Genomic DNA, 14,875 nt, shown 5'->3' with positions numbered 1-14,875 from the left:
CCGTGTCCAATTTCGAACTCCCCGCGCCCGACATTTCGGCCTGGCGCGCCGGCAACACCGGCACCGAAGGCGTCTGGCATTTCGACTCGGGTCAACCCGGGCGCCGCGTGATGATCAGCGCGCTGGTGCACGGCAACGAGGTCTGCGGCGCCTGGGCGCTCAAGGGCCTGCTGGAAGCCGGCGTGCGCCCGCAGCGCGGCAGCCTGACGCTGGCGTTGTGCAACCTGGAGGCCTTCGACAGCTTCGACCCCGCCGACGCCGACGCCTCGCGCTTCACGGACGAAGACCTCAACCGCCAGTGGTCGGCCGACCGGCTCGAAGCCGGCGGCACGCGCGAACGCCGCCGCGCCGCCGCGCTGCAGCCGCACGTGGCGCAGGCCGGCTGGCTGCTCGACCTGCATTCGATGCACGAACCCTCCGCGCCGCTCACGCTCACCGGCGTGCAGCCGCGCAACCTGGCACTGGCGCGGCAGCTGCGCAGCCCCGAGCACATCGTGATCGACGCAGGCCACAAGGACGGCGTGCGCATGCGCGACTTCGGCCGCTTCGGCGCGCCGGATGCAGACCCGGCCACCGACGCGCTGGCGCTGCTCGTCGAATGCGGCTTCCACGGCGACCCGGCCAGCCGCACCGTGGCGCAGGACCAGTGCGCGCGCTTCCTGCGCGCGGCCGGCACGCTCGACGACGCGGCCATCGCACAGGCGCTGCCGGGCTGGCTGCAGCCCGACGCGCCGCGCCAATGGGCGCTGGACGTGACCGGCCCGGTGGTCGCGCGCAGCGAGGACTTTCGCTTCGCCAAGCCCTTCACCGGCCTGGAAGTGATCGCCCAGGCCGGCACCGTCATCGGCTGGAACGACGGCGAGCCCGTGGCCACGCCGTACGACGACTGCGTGCTGGTGATGCCCTCCACGCGCCAGGCCAAGCCGGGCGTGACGGTGGTGCGCTACGCGCGCCGCCGCGCGCTCTGAACGAACAGCGCGGTTCCGCGCCGCTGTGGCGCTGTTGTCCGACCGTTTTCGCGCCTGAGTTCTGCTAGCTTTTCCGGCTGGCGGCGAAACAGGTTCAGGCGATCAGGAAGCAGCGCGCATGTTCAGTGACACATCGACAACGGCCCACCCCTTTCTGGCGGGCGGCGGGGAAATGGCAGGGCGGATCGCCGGCTTCGACTGGGGCCGCACCAGCCTCGGTCCCATCGGCGGCTGGCCCGCCCACATGCGCGCCGCGATCGCCATCATGCTCAGGTCGGACGTGCCCATCACCACCCTGTGGGGCGAACAGGGCGTGATGGTCTACAACGACGCCTACGCCGCGTTCTCCGGCCTGCGGCATCCGCAACTGCTGGGCATGAAGGTGCGCGAGGCCTGGGAAGAGGCGGCGGCCTTCAACGACCACGTGATGAAGGTCGTGCTGGCCGGCCATGCGCTCGGCTACCAGGACCAGGAATTCCATCTCAACCGCCGCGGCAATCCCGAGCAGGTGTGGATCAACCTGAACTACTCGCCGCTGCTCGACGACACCGGCACGCCGGTCGGCGTGTGGGCGCTGGTGATCGACAACACCGCCAAGGTGCATGCGGAGCGCCGGCTGCAGGACGACCGCCAGCGCTTTGCCCAGCTGTTCGAGCAGGCGCCCAGCTTCATGACCATGCTGGAAGGCCCGGAGCACCGTGTGGTGCTGGCCAACCCCGGCTACCTGCGGCTGGTGGGCAACCGCCCGTTGATCGGCCTGCCGGTGGCCGAGGCGCTGCCGGACGCGGCCGCGCAGGGCTACGTGGCGCTGCTGGACACGGTATACCGCAGCGGCGAGGCGTTCACGGCCCACGGCGCCCGGTACGACGTGCAGGTCGAGGCCGACGGGCCGGTGCACGAGCGGCACGTCGACTTCGTGTTCCAGCCGATCCGCGACGCGCTGGGCGAGGTGGTCGGCATCTTCGTGGAGGGCATCGACGTCACCGCGCGGATGGCTGCCGAAGGCCGGCGCGAGGCGCTCGCGCGCTTCACCGACAGGCTGCGCTCGCTCCACAGCACCTGCGACGTCGCCCTGGCGGCGGCCGAGATCCTGGCCGACACGCTCCAGGTGAGCCGCGCCGGCTACGGCACCGTCGACCACGACGCGGACACCCTGCATGTGGAGCGCGACTGGCACTCGCCCGAGTGCGAATCGCTCGCCGGGGTGCTGAACCTGCGCGACTACGGCTCTTTCGTCGAAGACCTCAAGCAGGACCGGTTCGTGAACGTGCCCGACGTGCGGCTGGACGAGCGCACCTGCGCCGCAGTGGACGCGCTGGAGGCCCGCCATGCCCGTGCCTTCATGAACATGCCGGTGGTGGAGCACGGCCGGCTGGTGGCGGTGCTGTTCGTCAACCACGTGCAGGTGCGCGAATGGACGAGCGAGGAATGCGACTTCATGCGCGAGGTGGCGGGCCGCACCCGCACCGCCGCGGAACGCGTGCGCAACGAGGCGGCGCTGCGCGAGGCCAACGAATCGCTCGAGCGCAAGGTGGCCGAGCGCACGCAGGAGCTGATGGAGGTGGAGGCCAAGTTCCGCCAGGCGCAGAAGATGGAAGCCATCGGCCAGCTGACGGGCGGCATCGCGCACGACTTCAACAACCTGCTGGGCGGCATGAGCACCAGCCTGCAGGTGCTCGAAAAGCGCCTGCAGCTGCAGAAGTTCGACAACGCGGGCCGCTACATCGGCATGGCGCAGGAGTCGGTGCGGCGCGCCGCCTCGCTCACGCAGCGGCTGCTGGCCTTCTCGCGCCGCCAGACGCTCGACCCCAAGCCCACCGACGTGAACCGGCTGGTGGGCGGCATCGAGGAGATGGTGCGCCGCACGGTCGGCCCGTCGGTGGAGGTGGAGGTGGTGGGCGCGGGCGGGCTGTGGCTCACGCGGGTCGACGCCTCTCAACTGGAGAACGCGGTGCTCAACCTGTGCATCAACGCGCGCGACGCGATGTCGCCGCACGGCGGCCGCCTGACCATCGAGACCGCCAACAAGTGGCTGGACGACCGCGCCGCGGCGCAGCGCGAACTGCCGCCGGGGCAGTACATCTCGGTGTGCGTCACCGACACCGGCACGGGCATGTCGAGCGAGGTGGCGGCGCGCGCCTTCGACCCCTTCTTCACCACCAAGCCCATGGGGCAAGGCACCGGGCTGGGCCTGTCGATGGTGTACGGCTTCGTGCGCCAGTCGGGCGGCCAGGTGCGCATCTACTCCGAGCCCGGCGAGGGCACGACCATGTGCCTGTACCTGCCGCGCTTCGTCGGCGATGCCGAGGAAGACTCGCCGCTGATGCAGCCGGTGGCCGACCACCGCGGCGAAGGCGAGGTGGTGCTGGTGGTGGAAGACGAAGCCACCATCCGCGCCATCGTGGCCGAGGAGCTGGAGGACGCGGGCTACCGCGTCATTTCGGTGGCCGACGGAGCCGCCGCGCTGCGGGTGCTGCAGTCGGACGCGGGCATCGACCTGCTGCTGACCGACGTGGGCCTGCCCGGCGGCCTGAACGGGCGCCAGGTGGCCGACGCGGGGCGCGTGAGCCGGCCAGACCTCAAGGTGCTGTTCATCACCGGCTATGCGGAAAACGCCGCGGTGGGCAACGGCCTGCTGGAGTTCGGCATGGAAGTGATCACCAAGCCCTTCGACGTGGCGGCGCTCACCGCCAAGGTGCAGGAGATGATCGAGCGTTGACGAACCCGAACCCGAACCCGCAACCCACAGCCCCGCCGAGGCGCCGTTTCCGTGAACGCACCGGCCCGCACGGGGCTGTGGCAAGCTCGCCCACCGTATGAACCTCCGCCACTTCCACTCTTCGCCTTCCCGGCACCTTTCGCCCCCGTCCTCGCGCCGAACGGTGCTGCGCGCGCTGCTGGGCGCGGCGGCGCTGCAGGCGCCGTTCGCGGCGCTGGCCGGCTTCAACTTCTTCACCAGCGAATACACCGCCACCCGCGACGAACTGCAGGCGCAGATCGCCAAGCGCTTTCCGGTGGCCGAGCGCTATGCCGAGATCTTCATGGTCGGGCTGCGCGAGCCGCAGCTGGGCCTGGACGCTGCCGCCAACCGCGCAACCGTCAGCGCCACGCTGACCATCGCGAGCCCGCTGCTCGCGGCCTCGCCGGTGCAGGGCCTGGTGTCGGTCAGCAGCGCGCTGAAATACGACGCGGCCACCCGCGCGCTGCGCCTGGACCAGCCCAAGGCCGAACGGCTCGAGCTGCAGGGCGTGGAGGGCCGCGACGCCGAGCGGCTGCAGCGCGTGGCCGCGGTGGTGGCGCAGGAGCTGCTGCAGGGCCAGGTGCTGCGCAGCTTCACGGCCGACGAGCTCACGGTCGGACGCAAGACCTACGAGATCGGCGACATCACGGTGCAAGACAACGGGATCAAGGTCCAGCTCAAATGAAACACGCACCCCTGGCCGCCGGCCTTCTCGCTGCCGCCCTGGCCGTTGCCGGCTGCGCGGCCATCGCGCCCACCGCCCGACAGCACTTCGACCTGGAAGCCCACCGCGGCGGCCGCGGGCTGGCGCCGGAGAACACGCTGGCCGCGTTCGACAATGCCATCGACCTGGGCGTGAACACGCTGGAGCTCGACATCGGACTCACGGCCGACGGCGTGGTGGTGATCTCGCACGACACCTCGCTCAACCCCGACCACACGCGCGACGCCAGCGGCGCCTGGCTCGCGCCGAAGAGCGGCGCGGCCATCCGCTCGCTCACGCTGGCGCAGCTGCAGACCTACGACGTGGGCCGCCTGAACCCGTCGAGCAACTACGGCAAGCAGTTCGCGCTGCAGCGCGCGCGCGACGGCGAGCGCATTCCCACGCTGGCCGCGCTGTTCGCGCGGGTGCAGGCGCGCGGCGCGAACGCGGCCACGGTGCACTTCAACATCGAGACCAAGATCGACCCCACCAAGCCCGACGAAACCGCAGCGCCCGAGCCGATGGTGCGCGCGCTGCTCGCCGAGATCGACAAGACCGGGATGGCCGGCCGGGTGACCGTGCAGAGCTTCGACTGGCGCACGCTGGCGCTGGTCGGCCGGCTTGCGCCGCAGCTGCCGCGCGCCTACCTGACGACCGCCCGCACGCTGAAGGACAGCCGATGGACGGCGGGCCTGGACACGGGGAGCTTCGCCTCGGTGCCGCAGATGGTGAAGGCCGCGGCAGGCAATGCGAACGGCCCGCTGACCTGGTCGCCGGCCTACGCCGACCTGACACCCGCCGTCATCAGGCAGGCGCACCAGCTCGGCCTGAAGGTGCTGCCCTGGACGGTGAACGAGCGCGCCGACATGCTGCGGCTGATGGACTGGGGCGCGGACGGCCTCATCACCGACTACCCGGACGTGCTGCGCGACCTGATGCGCGAGCGCGAGCTGTCGCTGCCGCCACCCGGAAAGAACACGCCATGAGCGCCGCGCAGCAACTCGACGCCTTCGCCGCGCGCATCGCGACCTTGCGCAAGGAAGGCGGCGGTTCGGTCACCACCCTGTCGAACGAGGCCCGCGCCAGCGCGGAACTGCTGGCCGCCCTGCCCCCGCGCTACGGCGAGGTGCTGCTGAACCTGCTCGACCGGCTGGAGTCGAGCGCGCTGTTCAGCGAGGAGAGCTGCTCGTTCAGCCAGAAGGACCTGCTCGACAACCTGCAGGTGTGGGTGGACAAGGCCCGCGGCCAGCTGGTGGCTTAGCACCCGCGCTTATCATCCGGCCCCATGCGCACCCTGCTGCTCGCCCTCATGATCGCCCTGCTGCCCATTCGCGGCTGGCTGGGCGACGCGATGGCGATGGAGATGGCGAAGCACTCGCTGCCCGAGGCCGTTTCGGTGGCCGGCGCCGCCACCGAAGCCCATTGCCATGAAGCGATGGAAGCCGGTGACCACAGCGGCATGGCCATGCAGATGAGCGCGGGCACCGACATGCCCGATCCCCTTGCTCACGCCACGCACGACACGCACGACAACGCCGGTGCCGACCACCAGGGCTGCGGCACCTGCACCGCCTGCCAGGTCTGCCACACGGTGGCGCTCGGCGGCATGCCCCTTGTAGACACCGTGCACAGCGCGCCCCAGGCGCCGCCCGCCGCACATGCCAGCCGCTTCGCCAGCGCAGAGCCCGCCCAGGGCCTGAAGCCACCCATTTCCTGATCTCCCTGCCCGTGGTCCGTCCGCAGTGAGCCCGCCCCGGCTCGCGGCGTTGGTCGTATTGCTCATGGAGATCGAGCGTGAACCCCTTCATTGGCTGGCCGTCGGCCGGCATCCGTTGCTATACAAAAAATAGCAACATACGCAAGCCTGGCAAGCGTAAACCAGGTATTTCGTTCGTCAAATCGGCCGCCGCACTGGCTGCCGCGTCGGTGCTGGCCGGCTGCGCGAGCCTGTCGCCGGACGGCGGCAGCGCCGACGTGCAGGCGCTAGTCGGCGGCAACCCGCTCATGGCGGGCGCCACGGCCCAGCGCACGCCCGACGCGGCCTCGCAAAAGCGCGTGGACGAACTGCTCGCCACGCCGCTCGACGCGGAGGCCGCCGTGCGCATCGCGCTCGTCCAGAGCCCGCGCGTGCAGGACGCCTTTGCCACGCTGCAGCTCAGCGACGCCGACCGCGTGCAGGCCGCGAGCCTGCCGAACCCGGTGTTCGCCTTCAGCCGGCTCACCGAGGGCAGCGAGCGCGAGATCGACCGCCTGCTGAGCTTCAACGTGGTCGGCCTGCTCACGCTGCCGTGGCAGGCGCGCTGGGCCGGCGAGCGGCACGAGTCGGCCAAGCTGCAGGCCGCGCAGAGCGTGCTGCTGCTGGCCGCCGACACGCGCCGCGCCTGGGTGCGCGCCGTGGCCGCGCAGCAGAGCGTGGTGTACCTGCGCGACGCGAAGGAGGCCGCCGAAGCCGGCGCCGAGCTCGCGCACCGCATGGCGCAGGCCGGCAACTGGAGCGCGCTGCAGCGCACGCGCGAACAGCTGCTGCTGGCCGATGCGGCGGCGCAGCTCGCGCGCGCGGAACAGGCCGCGGTCGCCTCGCGCGAGCAGCTCAACCGCTTGCTGGGCCTGAGCGGCGAGCGCACCCGCTACGCCCTGCCCGACCGCCTGCCACCGCTGCCCAAGGCCGCGCCCGAACTCGGCGACGTGCAGGCGCTGGCGCTGCGCGACCGGCTCGACGTGCGATCGGCGCAGGCGCAGAACACGGCCGTGGCCGGCGCGCTGGGCCTCACGCACGCCACGAGCGTCGTCAACGCGATGGAACTCGGCGTGGCGCGCAACAGCAAGTTCGACAACAGGCCCGAGCGCTCTCGCCGCACGCAGCGCGGCTTCGAGCTCGATGTGCCGATTCCGCTCTTCGATTGGGGCCAGGCCCGCAACGGCCGCGCCGAGGCGCTGTACCTGCAGTCGGCCGCGCGCGTGCGCAACGTGGGGGTGCTGGCCGCCAGCGAGGCGCGCGAAGCCTGGCAGGGCTGGAACACGGCCTATGCCATCGCCCGGCGCTACCGCGACGAGGTGCTGCCGCTGCGCAAGCAGGTCAACGAGGAGATGGTGCTGCGCTACAACGGCATGCTCGCGAGCGTGTGGGAGCTGCTCGGCGAAACGCGCGCCAGCATGCTCGCGGTGAACGCGGGCATCGAGGCCCAGCGCGATTTCTGGCTGGCCGATACCGACCTGCAACTGGTGCTCACGGGCAGTTCGCCTGGCGGCATGACGGCGCTGCAGACAGCGACATCGGCAGGAGGGCCCGCCGAATGAGCCCCCCGCCCCCGCCCCCGCCCCCGCCCCCGCCCCCTCACCTGCACCCGCGTTCGCTCCCTCCCCTTCCGGGGGAGGGCTGGGGTGGGGGCACGCAGCCTCCACACCGCCAGCCATGCCCACACCTCCAGCGCCGCCGAGCCCCCATCCCGACCTTCCCCCAACAGGGGAAGGCGCAAACACCATGAACCGTCGCAACTTCTTCGCGGGCGCGGCCACCGCCGTCGCCGCAACCACCGTCAGCCGCGTCTCGATGGCCGCGCTGCCCGAGCCCGTGTCGCAAGGCTCCACCGCCACCGCCCCTCCGCTGGTTCCGCCGAACGGCCGCCCGTACAACCCCGTCGTCACCCTCAACGGCTGGACGCTTCCCTGGCGCATGAATGCAGGTGTCAAGGAATTCCACCTCGTCGCCGAGCCCGTCGTGCGCGAGATGGCCCCGGGCTTCAAGGTCAACATGTGGGGCTACAACGGCCAGTCGCCCGGGCCCACCATCGAGGTGGTCGAGGGCGACCGCGTGCGCATCTTCGTGACCAACCGCCTGCCCGAGCACACCACCGTGCACTGGCACGGCCAGCGCCTGCCTAACGGCATGGACGGCGTGGGCGGCATCACGCAGCCGCACATTCCGCCGGGCAAGACCTTCGTCTACGAGTTCACCGCGCGGCGGCCCGGCACCTTCATGTACCACCCGCACGCCGACGAGATGGTGCAGATGGCCATGGGGATGATGGGCTTCTGGGTCACGCATCCGAAGGAGAAGCATCCGCTGATCGACACCGTCCAGCGCGACTTCTGCTTCCTGCTCGGCAGCTTCGACGTGGAGCCCGGCAGCGCGACCCCCAAGGTCAACACCATGACCGACTTCAACATCTGGAGCTTCAACAGCCGCGTGTTCCCGGCCATCGACACGCTCAACGTGCGCCGCGGCGACCGCGTGCGCATCCGCGTGGGCAACCTCACGATGACCAACCACCCCATCCACATCCACGGCCACGAGTTCGAGGTGACCGGCACCGACGGCGGCCCGGTGCCGCGCACCGCGCGCTGGCCCGAGGTGTCGGTGGACGTGGCGGTGGGCCAGATGCGGCAGATGGAATTCATCGCCGACGAGGAAGGCGACTGGTCGCTGCACTGCCACAAGGCGCACCACACCATGGGGCCGATGGGCCACGAGGTGCCGACCATGATCGGCGTGGACCACAAGGGCGTGGCCGAGAAGATCAGGAAGCTCGTGCCCGACTACATGGTGATGGGCGACAAGGGCATGGCCGACATGGGCGGCATGGAGATGCCCATTCCCGACAACACGCTGCCCATGATGACCGGCAGCGGCCCCTTCGGCCCGGCCGAGATGGGCGGCATGTTCACGCTGCTGAAGGTGCGGCGCGACCAGAAGCCCGGCGACTACCGCGACCCCGGGTGGTTCAGGCACCCGGCGGGCACGGTGGCGCGCGAAGTGCCGAACTCGGACATCGCGAACGCGCCGCCCGCCGCGCGCAACACGCCCCCCGCCACCCAGGGCAACAGCCCCGACGCGACCGTGCGCAAGCCTTCGGGCCACGGTGCGCACAACCACTGACGTTCAACAACCCTGACCCCGAGAAAGAAAGACATGCACCGAAGAACCCTGCTGGCGCTGGCCGCCACCCTGCCCATCGCCCCGCTCGCCCAGGCCGCCGCGCCCATGGTCGAGATCTGGAAAGACCCGAACTGCGGCTGCTGCCAGGACTGGGTCAAGCACCTCGGAAAGAACGGCTTCGCCACCCGTGTGCACGACGAGGGCAACACCGCCGCGCGCACGCGGCTGGGCATGCCGGCCAGGCTGGGCTCGTGCCACACCGGGCAAGTCGGCGGCTATGCCATCGAAGGCCACGTGCCGGCGCGCGAGGTGCAGCGCCTGCTGAAGGAAAAGCCCAAGGCGGTGGGCCTCGCCGTGCCAGGCATGCCGGTCGGCTCGCCCGGCATGGACGGTCCGGCCTACGGCGACCAGCGCGATCCCTACGACGTGCTGCTCGTGCTCGCCGACGGCAGCACGCGCGTCTATCAAAGCTATCGCTGAATCAACCGACCACCAAGGAAAGCAAACCCATCATGAAGAAACTGTTCACCGCACTCTGCGCCGCCATGCTCGCCGCAGCGGCCTTCGCGCAGGCTGCATTGCCGTCCGTCGAAGGCGAGGTCCGCAAGGTCGACACCGACGCGAAGAAGATCACGCTGAAGCACGGCGACATTCCCAACCTCGAGATGACCGGCATGACGATGGTCTTTCGCGTGAGCGACCCTGCCCTGCTCACCAAGGTGAAGCCCGGCGACAAGGTGCGCTTCACGGCCGACAAGGTCGACGGGGCGCTCACCGTGCTGACGATCGAGCCGGCGCCCGCCAGCTGAAGCGCCGCGGATCGAAGGGCGCCAGCGGCGTCTCGGGTTCGGCGCCTGCCAGCAGTTGCGCCGCCAGCCGCCCGGTGCGCGCCGACCCGCACAGGCCCACGTGGCCATGGCCGAAGGCCAGCACGATGTCCGCGCTCGCGGCCGACGGCCCGATGCAGGGCAGGCCGTCGGGCATGCTGGGGCGGCGGCCGATCCAGTGCTTGAACGCCTTGGCGCCGCCGGTCTCTGCCAGCGCCGGATACATCGATTGCAGATGGCGATGCAGGATGTCGGCGCGGCGCCAGTCGGGCTGCGCATCCAGTCCGCCGATCTCGACCTGGCCCGCCGCGCGCAGGCCGCCGTCCATCCAGTGCGCAATGAGCTTGCCGTCGGCCACCATCACCGGCGTGCGCGGGCCCACGGTCGCGCCTTCGACGACCACGTGGTAGCCGCGCTCGGTGTCCAGCGGCACCGCCGAACCCGCGGCCGCGGCCAGCGGACCCGACCAGGCGCCGGCGCAGATGGCGGCGGCATCGCACGCGATCTCGCCGTAGTTCGTGCGCACCGCGCGCAACCGCCCGCCCTCGATGCGAAAGCCCTGGGCGCGCCCGAAGACCCGGTCGGCCCCTGCCGCGACCGCATGCTGCGCCAGCGCGGCCACATAGGCGCCCGGATCGCGGCAATGGCCGGCCTCGGGCACGAAGATGCCCAGCGTATAGCGCGCATCGAGGTCGGGTTCGCGGCGGCGCAACTCGTCGACCTGCCACTCGTCCCATCGCACGCCCGCGCGTTCACGCACGCGCCAGCCCAGCGCGTCGTCTTCGAACTCGGCGCGCGAGCGGTAGGCATGCAGCAGCCCGCGCTGCTCGATGAGCTGCGGCACGCCCGCCTCGGCCGCGAGCCGCGCGTGCAGCGCGGGCGCGTCCGCCAGCAGGGTGCGCAGCGCATCGGCGGTGCGCTGCACGCGCGCTTCGGTCCAGCCCGATGCCAGATAGCGCAAGAGCCACGGCAGCGCGCGCGGCAGGTAGCGCCAGCGCACCGCGAGCGGCCCCAGCGGATCGGCCAGCCAGCCCGGCACCTTGCGCCAGGCCCCCGGGAGCGCGGGCGGCACCACCGAGTGCGACGAAAGCCAGCCGGCATTGCCGTAGCTGGTCGCCTGCGGTCCACCGGGCGCCTCGGGCTCGAGAAGGGTCACGCGCAGGCCCGCGCGCAACGCCTCGATGGCGGTGGCGCAGCCCACCGCGCCCGCGCCGATCACGACCACATGGCGGCGCGCATCTCCAGTGGCGCCGGCGGAGAAACTTCTTGCAACTGTCATGCAGCGGATCGTAGAGGGTGCGGTCCCATAATCGGCCGCCATGTCCGCCCTCTCTCATTCCTCTTCTTCTTTCGCCGGTTCCATCACCGACGTCGCCGGCATCGAAGTCGGCCATTTCTCCGACACCCGCCGCCCCACCGGCTGCACAGTGATCATGGCGCGCGACGGCGCCGTGGGCGGCGTGGACGTGCGCGGCGCCGCGCCCGGCACGCGCGAGACCGACCTGCTCGCGCCCGGCAACCTCGTGCAGCACGTGCACGCCGTGATGCTCGCGGGCGGCAGCGCCTGGGGCCTGGCGGCGGCCGAGGGCGCCATGCGCTGGATGGAAGAACGCGGCATCGGCATGGACGTGCGCTTCGGCACCCTGCCCATCGTGCCGGCCGCCGTGCTGTTCGACCTGCCGATGGGCGACGCGCGCATCCGGCCCGACGCCGCCGCGGGCTATGCCGCCTGCGAGGCTGCGAGCACCGCGGCACCCGCGGAAGGCAACGTGGGCGCGGGCACCGGCGCGCTGGTGGGCAAGCTGTTCGGCGTGCACCGCGCAATGAAGGGCGGCATCGGCACCGCGTCGGTCACGGTCGGCGGCGTCACCCTGGGCGCGCTGATTGCGGTCAACTCGCTGGGCGACGTGATCGACCACGACACCGGCCGGCCCGTGGCCGGCGCGCGCACCGAAGACGGCACCGCGCTGCTGGACACGCGCCGCGCGCTGCTGCGCGGCGAGCTGCCCAAGCCGCTGCTGGCGGGCACCAACACCACCATCGGCGTGATCGCCACCGACGCGGTGCTGACCAAGGTGCAGGCCAACCGGCTGGCCATGGTGGCGCACGACGGCCTGGCGCGCGCCATCAACCCGGTGCACACCATGAGCGACGGCGACACCCTGTTCGCGCTGGCCACCGGCCGCGTGCCGCTCGAAGGCAACGCCCCCGGCATGACGGTGCTCAGCACCATGGCGGCCGAGGCCGTGGCCATCGCCACGCTGCGCGCGGTGCTCGCCGCACGCACGGTGACGGTGGGCGAGCTGCACATTCCCTGCTCGGCCGACCTCGGCGCGCCGCGAGGCTGAAAGCACACATCATGGCCATGCCCAAGACACTCAAGCTGATCCTGCTGTCGATCCGCGACCTGATTGCCTCGGCGGGGCCGATCGTGTTCCTCGTCATCGGCCTGCTGATTGCGGCCTACTGGTACCTGCAGCCGCAGCCGCCCAAGCACGTGACGCTGGCCACCGGCCCCACGGGCAGCGCCTACGCGCAGTTCGGCAAGCGCTACGCGGAAGCGCTCAAGCACACGGGCATCGAGGTGGAACTGAAGGCCACCTCGGGCTCGACCGAGAACCTGCAGCTGCTGCGCACCGGCGGCGCCGACGTGGGCTTCGTGCGCGGCGGCAGCGCCGACCCGAAGGCCGACGAGGAGGCCGGGCTCAACTCGCTGGGCAGCCTGTTCTTCGAGCCGGTGTGGCTGTTCTACCGCGCCGACACGGCGCAGAAGATCGACCGCAAGACGGGCGCGCTCACCTCGCTCACGCAGCTGCGCGGCCTGCGCGTGAACGTCGACCTGCCAGGCAGCGGGCTGCCCGAGATCATGGAGCGCCTGTTCAAGGCCAACAAGCTCGGCCCTGACGACCTGCTGCTGTCCAACCTGGAGCAGAGCGCCGCGGCTGCCGCGCTGGAGGCCGGGCTGCTCGACGCCATCGTGCTGTCTTCCGCGCCGCAGTCGCCGCAGGTGCAGCGCCTGCTGCGTTCGGACGACATCAAGCTGATGGACTTCGGCCAGGCCGACGCCTACTCGCGGCGCTTTCCATTCCTGTCGGCCGTGACCCTGCCGCGCGGCGTGGTCGACCTGTCGAAGGACCTGCCGCCGCACGACGTGGCGCTGCTCGCGGCCACCACCTCGCTGCTGTCGCGCGAAGAGACGCACCCCGCGTTGCGCCAGCTGTTCGCGCAGGCCGCGCAGTCGGTGCACAGCGGCGCGGGCTGGTTCAACCGGGCGCGCGACTTTCCGAACACGCGCACCAGCGAACTGCCGGTGAGCCCCGAGGGCGACCGCGCCATCAACGGCACGCCGCCGGTGTGGCAACGCTACCTGCCCTTCTGGGCCAGCAACCTCATCGAGCGAATGTGGCTGGTGCTGGGCGGCCTGCTGGTGCTGATGCTGCCGCTGAGCCGCGTGGTGCCGCCGCTGTACCAGTTCCGCGTGCGCCGGCGCGTGTTCCGCTGGTATGCGCGGCTGCGCGACATCGAGGCGAAGGTCGACGCAAGGACCGAGGTCAAAGAGGGCGAGCAGAAGGCCCTGCTCGACGACCTCGACCAGCTCGACCGCACGGTGAACAAGGTGGCGGTGCCGCTGTCGTACGCGGACGAGCTCTATGCGCTGCGCAACAACATCTACGCGGTGCGCAAGCGGGTGCTGGCGCGTGGAATGCCGGCTGCTGAAACGGGCACCGCGCCAAGATAGTTCGACAAGCGCTTGACTTGGAGCGCGCTCTAATTTCGAGAATCGACGCCATGGAAACCAGTCTGACCATTGCGGAAGTCGCGCAGCAAACCGGCCTCACGGCCTACACGCTGCGCTACTACGAACGCATCGGGCTGATTGCCGCGGTGCCGCGCGCACCGGGCGGTCAGCGGCGCTATGCGCGCGCCGACATGGACTGGCTGGCTTTCCTGTTGCGCCTGCGCGAGACCGGCATGCCCATCCAGGGCATGCAGGCCTTCGCCAGGCTTCGAAGCCAGGGGGACGCCAGCGTCGGCGAACGTCGCGAGATGCTCGAGCAGCACCTCGCCGAAGTTCAGGCCAAGGTGGCGGCGCTGCAGCAATCCATGCATGCGCTGTCGCTGAAGATCGACCACTACCGCGCGGTCGAGAAGACGAAGAAGCGTCCTCCTTCATCGGGCACGGTCCCGGAAGGAAAGACGAGCAATGACGAACACACAGAACCAGGGCCACAACGACAACCTGCGCTACACGCGTGGCCTGGCCAAGCTCCACGAGATCGACGGTGAAGGCGGCGTCAAGGTGGTCGAGAGCCTGGCTGGCATCGCGCCGGACTTCGCCCGGCTGCTGATCGAGTTTCCGTTCGGCGACATCTACGCGCGCCCCGGCCTTGACCTGCGCGCCCGCGAGATCGCGGTGGTGGCCGCGCTCACCGCCATGGGCAATGCGGCGCCGCAGCTGAAGGTGCACATCCAGGGCGCGTTGAACGTCGGCGTGACGCGCACCGAGGTCGTCGAGGTCATCATGCAGATGGCGGTGTACGCGGGCTTCCCGGCGGCACTCAACGGGCTGACCGCGGCACGCGAGGTGTTTGCGGCGGACGATGAAAAAAGCGCGCGGCCCCTTGCGGAACCGCGCGCTCTTGCTGAAGCAGACTGAGCTTTTTCAGAGGCCGTCGGCCCCCACCCCAACCCTCCCCCGGCAGGGGAGGGAGAAATTCCAGAAACACCGCGGAGCCGGCTTTGCCGGGCCGCAGGTGTTGC

General features: G+C 70.8%; 15 protein-coding genes. 14 read left to right on the top strand and 1 reads right to left on the bottom strand.

Annotation, left to right across the window (positions count from 1 at the left end; genetic code table 11):
* Positions 1-2 precede the first annotated feature (2 nt).
* From AC1DJH_RS13600 to AC1DJH_RS13555, 10 genes are all read left to right on the top strand, one after another.
* On the top strand, positions 3-968 hold the full coding sequence (locus tag AC1DJH_RS13600; RefSeq protein WP_435484427.1) for a M14 family metallopeptidase: 966 nt from the start codon (positions 3-5) through the stop codon (positions 966-968).
* A gap of 118 nt (positions 969-1,086) precedes the next feature.
* On the top strand, positions 1,087-3,687 hold the full coding sequence (locus AC1DJH_RS13595; protein ID WP_478186046.1) for an ATP-binding protein: 2,601 nt from the start codon (positions 1,087-1,089) through the stop codon (positions 3,685-3,687).
* A 97-nt stretch (positions 3,688-3,784) separates the two neighbouring features.
* Positions 3,785-4,393, top strand: coding sequence for a DUF1439 domain-containing protein (locus AC1DJH_RS13590; protein WP_435436415.1), 609 nt, complete (start codon positions 3,785-3,787; stop codon positions 4,391-4,393).
* Positions 4,390-5,397, top strand: coding sequence for a glycerophosphodiester phosphodiesterase (locus AC1DJH_RS13585; RefSeq protein WP_435484430.1), 1,008 nt, complete (start codon positions 4,390-4,392; stop codon positions 5,395-5,397). The genes AC1DJH_RS13590 and AC1DJH_RS13585 overlap by 4 nt, the downstream gene beginning before the upstream one ends.
* Positions 5,394-5,672, top strand: a complete 279-nt coding sequence (locus tag AC1DJH_RS13580; RefSeq protein WP_435484431.1) for a hypothetical protein — start codon at positions 5,394-5,396, stop codon at positions 5,670-5,672. Before AC1DJH_RS13585 ends, AC1DJH_RS13580 begins: the two co-directional genes overlap by 4 nt.
* Positions 5,673-5,696: 24 nt before the next feature.
* On the top strand, positions 5,697-6,128 hold the full coding sequence (locus AC1DJH_RS13575) for a hypothetical protein (protein WP_435484432.1): 432 nt from the start codon (positions 5,697-5,699) through the stop codon (positions 6,126-6,128).
* 77 nt (positions 6,129-6,205) lie between these two features.
* The gene (locus AC1DJH_RS13570) at positions 6,206-7,708 is read left to right on the top strand and encodes a TolC family protein (protein ID WP_478186045.1); all 1,503 of its coding nucleotides are present in this window, start codon (positions 6,206-6,208) and stop codon (positions 7,706-7,708) included.
* A 184-nt stretch (positions 7,709-7,892) separates the two neighbouring features.
* Positions 7,893-9,287, top strand: coding sequence for a multicopper oxidase family protein (locus AC1DJH_RS13565; protein ID WP_478186044.1), 1,395 nt, complete (start codon positions 7,893-7,895; stop codon positions 9,285-9,287).
* Between the two features lie 33 nt (positions 9,288-9,320).
* A complete protein-coding gene (locus AC1DJH_RS13560; protein WP_435436409.1) occupies positions 9,321-9,767 on the top strand; it encodes a DUF411 domain-containing protein in 447 nt (148 codons plus the stop codon).
* Between the two features lie 32 nt (positions 9,768-9,799).
* Positions 9,800-10,096, top strand: coding sequence for a copper-binding protein (locus AC1DJH_RS13555; RefSeq protein ID WP_435436408.1), 297 nt, complete (start codon positions 9,800-9,802; stop codon positions 10,094-10,096).
* Here AC1DJH_RS13555 and AC1DJH_RS13550 read toward each other — a convergent pair.
* Positions 10,059-11,393 carry an NAD(P)/FAD-dependent oxidoreductase gene (locus tag AC1DJH_RS13550; RefSeq protein ID WP_478186043.1) on the bottom strand — a complete coding sequence of 445 codons (1,335 nt, stop codon included), beginning with the start codon at positions 11,391-11,393 and terminating at the stop codon, positions 10,059-10,061. The genes AC1DJH_RS13555 and AC1DJH_RS13550 overlap by 38 nt on opposite strands.
* Before the next feature lie 40 nt (positions 11,394-11,433).
* On the opposite strand from AC1DJH_RS13550, the gene AC1DJH_RS13545 reads away from it, so the two are divergent.
* The 4 genes from AC1DJH_RS13545 to AC1DJH_RS13530 are packed head-to-tail and all read left to right on the top strand — an operon-like array spanning position 11,434 to position 14,771.
* On the top strand, positions 11,434-12,462 hold the full coding sequence (locus AC1DJH_RS13545) for a P1 family peptidase (protein WP_478186042.1): 1,029 nt from the start codon (positions 11,434-11,436) through the stop codon (positions 12,460-12,462).
* Positions 12,463-12,473: 11 nt separating this feature from the next.
* A complete protein-coding gene (locus tag AC1DJH_RS13540) occupies positions 12,474-13,853 on the top strand; it encodes a TAXI family TRAP transporter solute-binding subunit (RefSeq protein ID WP_478186041.1) in 1,380 nt (459 codons plus the stop codon).
* 50 nt (positions 13,854-13,903) lie between these two features.
* Complete coding sequence (locus tag AC1DJH_RS13535; protein ID WP_478186040.1) at positions 13,904-14,401, top strand: MerR family transcriptional regulator; 498 nt, start codon at positions 13,904-13,906, stop codon at positions 14,399-14,401.
* The gene (locus tag AC1DJH_RS13530; RefSeq protein WP_478186039.1) at positions 14,319-14,771 is read left to right on the top strand and encodes a carboxymuconolactone decarboxylase family protein; all 453 of its coding nucleotides are present in this window, start codon (positions 14,319-14,321) and stop codon (positions 14,769-14,771) included. Before AC1DJH_RS13535 ends, AC1DJH_RS13530 begins: the two co-directional genes overlap by 83 nt.
* Positions 14,772-14,875 lie beyond the last annotated feature (104 nt).

The organism is Variovorax sp. 10N412 (genome assembly GCF_056394985.1).
Note: the sequence above shows the minus strand (reverse complement) of the source record. Positions and strands in the feature narration are given on the sequence as shown.